We start from the raw sequence: 6,107 nt of genomic DNA, 5'->3' as shown, positions 1-6,107 counted from the left end.
CCTGCGACGATGTCCGTGCTGTACTGCTCTCATCCAAAGACGTACCGTGCGGATGATTTTATGACACAGTAAGACTAGTGCCAGATTGCGATAGATCCAGACCGGTACCGCACCAGACCCAAGACCTTGCTTCAGCCGCTCCACACCACGCGCATCGATCGGAACTGCGGATTGCAGAACCGGAAGGAACATCGCCGAGGCCGGGTGATCAGGCATGCTATCGAGAAGGGTCTGTGCAAGATCGCGGTCCTTGTCCCAGATCGAGGTCGGCTAGCGGAATCCGCAACTGAGTTGGCGATCGCAAAGCGCTAGGCTGGGCGAAGAAACTGCGGCTGGCGGCAATTTCGAGTGAAATCGCGTCTAATCCGCCATTCACATGCGCCGCATGGATGCCGACACCGACGCTGTCCCGGATGACGTTGCCGGTGCCCCGGGGGTCTGGAGAGGGCGGCTGATCTCGACAATTGCGCAGCCACGGCCTTCCCGCGAGCTGAGCAACGCCTCTCATCCTATATGTTCTTCAGAAATGGCTTTTTCTGGAATGGAGGAAGTTGCAGACGTCATGTTATTCCGCGTGGTTCAGGCGGAAGCCACACGCGGATATGCGATTTCCCAGAAAGATCGGATCGAACGCGAACGCCTGGAAACCGTTAGAGCAGTCTAAGCGGACATAGTCGACGGTACGCGCCACACTTTGAACCTGGATGCCGCAAAGATCATAGTATCGCAGACGTGCTGCGGTTGCCCTCTCGGTGGTCGAAAAGAGCGAGAGGGCGAGATCAAAGGGCGCTTGGCAGACTCGTGTGAGAAATTCCATCGGGTCATCCATCGTACCAAGAAAGTTAAACGGCAGCATACAAAGTACTTTTCCGTCGTATCGTTTCATTATCCCACTGATCAGCCGCTTCCTTCTGAAGAATTGGTTTGCATCACAGCAAATCACTGCTGCGCTCCCGCACCGTCGTTCGCGAGGTAGGTTTATGTCGATGCCAAGGTAGTCATTGTCATCATTCTTGACACCGAGGAGGCGGTAGTAACTACAGCCTTCTTGCCACTTCTCAATGCCAACCTAACCCTGCTCGAGGGTGACAGCGTGGACAAAGCAAGCACCGGGCCAAGCTGAAATTGCGGATTTTGCGCTTTCTGAGCGCGGATATCGTCAACTTGCCGACATTTGGTCGTGAACCTAACTAGCTTGCCCCCAATGCTCGGTGATCTATACGATACGCCGGGGCACCGGGCAGGAGTTAACCTGAGCGTTCGTTCGTGCCGTCGCGATTGGTGAAGCGGTACCGAGGCCGGTGCCGATCGTGAGCACGCCCCAACGTTTCGCGTAGTCCTGCACCACGTCGTATTATGCGTCGCCGCGTCGTGTTCGCCGATCTGAGAGATAGCTTCGACCAGAGTCGCCGGAAGATGAAACTTGCTGCTCTTCCGATTGCTCGGCAGGTTTTGCGCGCCCTTGCAATCGAGCCGTTGCTCTCCTTTGCGCCAGGACACGCGATGCCGATGAACGGTGCGAGCTCGAATCGTCGTTCTCAGCGTTCGAGGTCAGACTTTGATCATTTTTACGAGACGCGTGACCGCTTCGTCGCGACGTGGTTCCTCGTCGGGATGACGTGATGGCTCGGACTCCCACAACAATGAAGGCCAAGCGGCGGAAGCCGTGCCAAAATCGATGAGATCGACGGGCGAAGAGTCCGCGCGAAATTTGAAGGCCGCTTCACCGCTAGGCGAATTGCGCTAGACTACACGCATCGTCATCGCCAGATCTTGGGCGCACATACGAGTCGCAATATCCGGGCCGCGCCTGCCGTCCGCCTCTCGCCTCGCGCCGAGGGAGACGGCTCACGGGACCTGGGAGCACCGTGGTCATGGCCTGCGTGAGCATTATCCTCTCCTCCGCTGCACGGCGGCCCAAGGCCGCCGCAGCCGCATCGATACGCCGCCAGGCTGTGGCGGATCGTCGTCGCCATCCAGCCGGCGTAGCGCGGCGAGGATGTCGGCGAGCCGGATTGCGTGGCACATGCCGGGAATCTCGCGTAGCGCAGGACAGGATTCAACGGCGAACATGTCAGACGCCCACGACGACAGAATCATCCGCTTTTCGGACACGGAAAGCTCTTCGTCGGTGAGAACCTGGTCCGGAGACGCATAGTGCGCGGCCGGGTAGAAGAGGGGATCGAGTTTGCCGGTATTCGTGTTGGCGTTGGTCATCAGTTGCCTCCCTTACGCTCCTTTCTTCGGGACGGTCTTGTGAGATGGGCCGGGCGGGGTTCGCCGCCCGGGAGCTTTGTTACTGAGTGTTGATGGCGATGCGCTTAACATCCGCGCGCGGGCTCTCCGATTTAGGCAGTGTGATGCTCAGCACGCCATTCTTGAACGAGGCCTCGGCCTTGTCCTCCTCGACGTTCTCCAACGGGATCTGCCGTTCGAACGCGCCGTAATAGCGCTCGGTGAAGTGCTTGCCTTCGCCGCTGCGCTGGTCCTTCTTCTCGCCGCGGATCGCCAGGACGCCGTTCGCGATTTCGATCTGGACGTCCTTCTCCGTCAGGCCGGGCAACTCGGCCGTGATGGTCAGCGCCTTGTCGGTTTCGCTGAGCTCGATCGTGGGCCAGCCGAATTGCCCTTCCATCAGCGGCGCCAGACCCGTACCGCCGAACCCGCGGAAGACATCGTCGAACAGGCGGTTCATCTCGCGATGAAGCGCCATGAACGGATCGTAGTTGCCGCGCGTCGACGCAAGTTCCTGATTCCTCGACCGGGGAATGAGATCACTAATTGCCATGATGTTCTCCTTGATACGTGAGGCAAGGAGCGCGGCTGCGCTTGCGCGCGCCGCGCTTCGCCGTCGGACCTTGACTGGCGTCAGGCTGCCTTCTGCTCGATCTGCGACGGAGCACCGCCTGCGATCTGGATCCGGCGCGGTTTCATCGCTTCGGGTACCTCACGGACGAGATCGATGATCAGCAGTCCATCGCGGAAGGAGGCCGCTTTCACCTGAACGTAGTCGGCTAGGTTGAATACGCGCTTGAACGGACGTGCGGCGATCCCCTGGTAGAGATACTCGCCGGCCGCCTTCTCGGGCTTCCTGCCCTCGATGGTGAGCGCGTTCTGCTCGGCGGTCACGGCGATGTCGTCGGCTCCGAAGCCGGCGACGGCGAGCGAGATCCTGTAATGGTCCTCGCCGGACCGTTCGATGTTGTAGGGGGGATAGTGGTCCTCGGTCGCCTGGCGCATCGTGCTGTCGACGAGGTCGGCCAGATGATCGAAGCCGATGGTGGAGCGCCACAGGGGCGCGAAGTCGAAGGTAGTCCTCATAACCAAGTCCTCCAAAGAGCAAGATGGATACAAGGAGCGCAAGGCAGGAGTCAGAAGGGTCTGATACCCGGCCCGGCGCCCGCGCCGGACCCGATCTGGCGCCCGGCACACCGCTCTCGCGGCGAAAAATGACTTAGAAAATCGGGAAGGCGTTTCAAGAGGTCGGTCGCAAGAAACTTCGCGACGATCTCGGTGCCGCTCTCATTGCCGTTGTGCCGTTGTTCCGAAGAACTCGCAGATGCACCCACAGGCGTCTTGACAGCCGATCGTCCCCGGGAATTCTCTTTCCCGGTTTTCTCAACCCCGAAAAGGACCGTGACGACCGCCAGGAGTGACGAAGATGCTCGACGAAGATCTGCCCCGCATCCGCGCGCACCGCAATAATATTCACCCTATCGACGGCTGCTCCGGACGAAGCTGTCGGAGCTGGAACCTCAGTTCATCGAAAGGCGGCTCGCGGAGGAGAAATCCGCGCTCGATGCTCTGGCCACCAACACCTTCCCCGTCGCATTCGCGCTTCCGGCCCGTCGGCCTCCGCAACGATGAGGAAGGAGCGATAAGCGACGCTCGCGACCTGCTTATCCGCGCCAGCGGAGCCATTCGGGGAAAGACGACTTGTCCTTCCGGATGACCAAGATCCAGCAACCGTCCGCTCTGACTTCATGAAGCCAGTAGGTCCCGACGGGACGGGAGAGTTCGCCATGCACACGGAGAACATTAGCGATGTTTTACGAATCAGGAACAAGCAGCAAAGCTGCGTGTTCTTGACATGCTCTGGTCGTCAATGTCCCCCCTGTTGCCAGACCAGAGGCCAACCCCAAGGCCCCAGCCGCTCCCCGTCGGACTGGGGCCATTTGGTATATGCAAGTAGGCCGCCTCCCAAATGTGAATCGTATCGGGAAAACGTCAAGCGGTGTTCAAAAGTGAACATAATGTATCGGCGACCGACCTGGCTAGCTCAAGCTTGGTCGAGCAATACCGCCAACCAAACTCCAGCGCGTCCGACATTGTAGGTGATGCCGGCCCCTGCAGCCAAACACGCTCATGGCGTCAAAGGAAGGAGTCACTTCGGATCGACGCCGAGAACAAGAAGGCCGATCAGAAGGTGAAAAGCATCTGCAGTGAGCGCTGATATAAGCAAGCCTCAGCACGAGCTTGGTTCGTTCTGCATTTACGGGCCGGTCTGTCCAAAAGTGAACGCAACGTACTTAGTAGCTGATCTAGGCTCGGGCCGCTTGGCGAAAACTGCCAAGCTTCCTCTCCAGCGGCTCCGGCACTTGTGGTGGTGCTGGGCCCGCTCGTATTCACGCCTCCCGCTCGCCAATGCAACCTGAGAGGTAATTTGCGACTCGATAACTCTCTGCACAGATCGGGCGGACTAGACTGTCGGTGCGGCGCGCTCGCTGTGCGCTAGCCCACGGTCCGCCGGCTCAAGCCGCGCGCGTGAATCCCGCGCGGCAGTCCCTTCAGCTCGTCTCAGAGATGCGGCCGATTACCGCTCCATACGACAACGTAGCTCGACGCACTGCTTCATCCCGGGGGTGCACTTGGATTTCAGACGATCCGAGTCTCAAGACAACCTTTTGCGTTAGCAACCAATTCGAATCCCGGCTGTTGTCGAGCGACACATCAACGCCGGAGGACAAGAATGCCGCGCATACTACCAATCCTCGCCGCTCTCACGTTGCTCGGATCGGCTCCTGTCAGCGCTCAGTCTCAGCCAGCCCAGAGCGGGCCGGGCAACAATGCCGTCAACAGCTCGGACCAGAACAATTCGAGTGCGCCGGTGGCGGGCCGCAACAGCTTCACCGAAGGCCAAGCCAAGTCGAGGATCGAAGCGGCCGGCTATTCCAACGTCTCGGATCTTTAGAAAGACAATGATGGTGTCTGGCGGGGCAAGGCCGACAAAGCCGGGACCAAGACCGACGTAAGCATCGACTTTCAGGGCAACGTAAACCCCGCCAAATGAGCAGGAGCATCGACATGACGACGACAATTTCCCGCCTTTATGACAACTACTCCGATGCCGAGCGCGCCGTCACTCGTCTCGAGGCCGCCGGCGTTCCACACTCCGACATCAGCATCGTCGCCAATAACTCGGAGAACTGGTACCGGCCCCGAGGCAAGGTCGATCGCGATCGTGACGGCGTCGATGACCGCGCTGAAGGTGCCGGCACAGGTGCCGGTATTGGCGCAGGGCTTGGAGGCGCGGCAGGGCTGCTCGCTGGATTGGGATTGTTGGCGATTCCAGGTCTTGGACCTGTGGTCGCTGCGGGATGGCTTGCATCTACAGCCGCTGGCGCCGCAGCTGGCGCGGCGACCGGCGGGATCGTGGGCGCGCTCACGCAGGCCGGTGTATCGAAAGAAGATGCATCGCGCATTGCCGAGGGAGTTCGACGCGGCGGGACGTTAGTCTCAGCTAGAGTAGCCGATAACGACCGCTCCCGACTGGAGGCCCTTCTTGACGACTCGTCTGTGAATCTGAGCGAGCGAAGCACTGCCTGGCAGAAGAGTGGGTGGACGGATTTCGACGCCGCGAGCCCGCCACTTGCTCCGGACGATATTCGTCGCGAGCGTGAGCTATACGGGACAAACACCGCTAGGTAGGACGCTCGATGCGAAGACAGGCCGTTCGACCATCGGACGGCTTTCTCGTTTAGCATAGCCCACCTGGATATCAAAAAAAACAGGTCGCGGGTGGTCCACTTAGACCGCACCCATCTAGCGGCTCATGCGAGTACCACCGTTTTTAAGACTGTAATGATAGTATTTCACATTTTAGGCTC

At 59.6% G+C, this 6,107-nt stretch carries 7 protein-coding genes and 1 pseudogene; 3 read left to right on the top strand and 5 right to left on the bottom strand.

Going from position 1 to position 6,107, the window contains the following annotated elements; genetic code table 11:
• The coding region (locus SO139_RS36795; protein ID WP_498541562.1) for a hypothetical protein at positions 1 to 216 on the bottom strand (216 nt) is incomplete at its 3' end.
• A 349-nt stretch (positions 217 to 565) separates the two neighbouring features.
• Positions 566 to 856: a hypothetical protein gene (locus SO139_RS36790; protein ID WP_498541561.1), complete on the bottom strand. Its 291-nt coding sequence runs from the start codon at positions 854 to 856 to the stop codon at positions 566 to 568.
• A gap of 500 nt (positions 857 to 1,356) precedes the next feature.
• On the opposite strand from SO139_RS36790, the gene SO139_RS36785 reads away from it, so the two are divergent.
• The gene (locus tag SO139_RS36785) at positions 1,357 to 1,623 is read left to right on the top strand and encodes a hypothetical protein (protein WP_498541560.1); all 267 of its coding nucleotides are present in this window, start codon (positions 1,357 to 1,359) and stop codon (positions 1,621 to 1,623) included.
• 267 nt (positions 1,624 to 1,890) lie between these two features.
• On the opposite strand, the gene SO139_RS36780 is transcribed toward SO139_RS36785, so the two are convergent.
• The 3 genes from SO139_RS36780 to SO139_RS36770 form a co-directional block, all read right to left on the bottom strand.
• Positions 1,891 to 2,217, bottom strand: coding sequence for a hypothetical protein (locus SO139_RS36780; RefSeq protein WP_498541559.1), 327 nt, complete (start codon positions 2,215 to 2,217; stop codon positions 1,891 to 1,893).
• 79 nt (positions 2,218 to 2,296) lie between these two features.
• Positions 2,297 to 2,788, bottom strand: a complete 492-nt coding sequence (locus SO139_RS36775) for an Hsp20/alpha crystallin family protein (RefSeq protein ID WP_498541558.1) — start codon at positions 2,786 to 2,788, stop codon at positions 2,297 to 2,299.
• Positions 2,789 to 2,868: 80 nt separating this feature from the next.
• The gene (locus tag SO139_RS36770; RefSeq protein ID WP_498541557.1) at positions 2,869 to 3,321 is read right to left on the bottom strand and encodes an Hsp20 family protein; all 453 of its coding nucleotides are present in this window, start codon (positions 3,319 to 3,321) and stop codon (positions 2,869 to 2,871) included.
• A gap of 1,648 nt (positions 3,322 to 4,969) precedes the next feature.
• Here SO139_RS36770 and SO139_RS36765 point away from each other — a divergent pair.
• Positions 4,970 to 5,290: pseudogene (locus SO139_RS36765) on the top strand (hypothetical protein).
• A gap of 14 nt (positions 5,291 to 5,304) precedes the next feature.
• The gene (locus SO139_RS36760) at positions 5,305 to 5,928 is read left to right on the top strand and encodes a hypothetical protein (RefSeq protein WP_498541556.1); all 624 of its coding nucleotides are present in this window, start codon (positions 5,305 to 5,307) and stop codon (positions 5,926 to 5,928) included.
• Positions 5,929 to 6,107 lie beyond the last annotated feature (179 nt).

The organism is Bradyrhizobium sp. UFLA05-89 (genome assembly GCF_059803475.1).
This window is presented reverse-complemented; position numbering and strand designations above follow the sequence as displayed.

Bases quoted from the DNA above. Each gene is read 5' to 3' on its own strand.
- SO139_RS36790 (WP_498541561.1), bottom strand. From the start codon at position 856: ATGCTGCCGTTTAACTTTCTTGGTACGATGGATGACCCGATGGAATTT.
- SO139_RS36775 (WP_498541558.1), bottom strand. From the start codon at position 2,788: ATGGCAATTAGTGATCTCATTCCCCGGTCGAGGAATCAGGAACTTGCG.
- SO139_RS36770 (WP_498541557.1), bottom strand. From the start codon at position 3,321: ATGAGGACTACCTTCGACTTCGCGCCCCTGTGGCGCTCCACCATCGGC.
- SO139_RS36780 (WP_498541559.1), bottom strand. From the start codon at position 2,217: ATGACCAACGCCAACACGAATACCGGCAAACTCGATCCCCTCTTCTAC.
- SO139_RS36760 (WP_498541556.1), top strand. From the start codon at position 5,305: ATGACGACGACAATTTCCCGCCTTTATGACAACTACTCCGATGCCGAG.
- SO139_RS36785 (WP_498541560.1), top strand. From the start codon at position 1,357: ATGCGTCGCCGCGTCGTGTTCGCCGATCTGAGAGATAGCTTCGACCAG.